This window comes from Coprococcus sp. AF99-45 (genome assembly GCF_027663865.1).
GTDB classification, from domain to species: Bacteria; Bacillota; Clostridia; order Lachnospirales; family Lachnospiraceae; genus Allocoprococcus; species Allocoprococcus comes.
Genome location: NZ_JAQDGZ010000067.1, coordinates 1 through 634, shown reverse-complemented (window position 1 = coordinate 634; position 634 = coordinate 1). Strand labels below are relative to the sequence as shown.

The 634-nt window shown below is 31.7% G+C and carries 1 protein-coding gene; it reads right to left on the bottom strand.

Going from position 1 to position 634, the window contains the following annotated elements; genetic code table 11:
• The coding region (locus PGR14_RS16065) for a hypothetical protein (RefSeq protein ID WP_270223735.1) at positions 1-214 on the bottom strand (214 nt) is incomplete at its 3' end.
• Positions 215-634 lie beyond the last annotated feature (420 nt).

Sequence of the window (634 nt, the reverse complement as noted above, 5' to 3'; positions counted from 1 at the left end):
TTAAATCTGTCCACCTCACTTTCTTAAAATAAAATATACCTAGTTTTTTCAAATTTCTGCAATATGCGATTGCTTCTTCAGCTGTACACTTGTGGATTCTTTTGTAAGACATAACAGATCCATATCTTACTTCATAGTATTTGCAACACTCACGAATACTCTTCCATTTCTTATTAAATGCATAGAAGATATATTTACTGTTATTGATATTCATAAATTGAAACCTTCTTTTTATTTCAATGTATAAAATACCTGATCTCAGGAAATTGTATAAATGATTTTGCAGAAACGCAAAATTTAGATTTAACAGTTGAAAAGATAAAAATGAATTGAATTAGAATAAAAAACGGAATAATTATACAAACATAGGGGAACTAACATTAAAGGTTACACAATATGCATGAGTATGTATGAGTATGCATTTGGGAAAAAGCATTTGTGACCATTTTTTGACCATGTACTCCAATGTACTCCACAACACTACAGTACACTCCATGCCGTTGTCAGAACTTTCAGACAACTTTTCCGACCATAAAAAAATCCCTCAACCACGCGCTTTATCGCGTTTTTGTAGGGTTAAAATTATCAGGCGGTCGGTGTTAGTTCACCAGTCATATCAAAATCTCCTTATTTT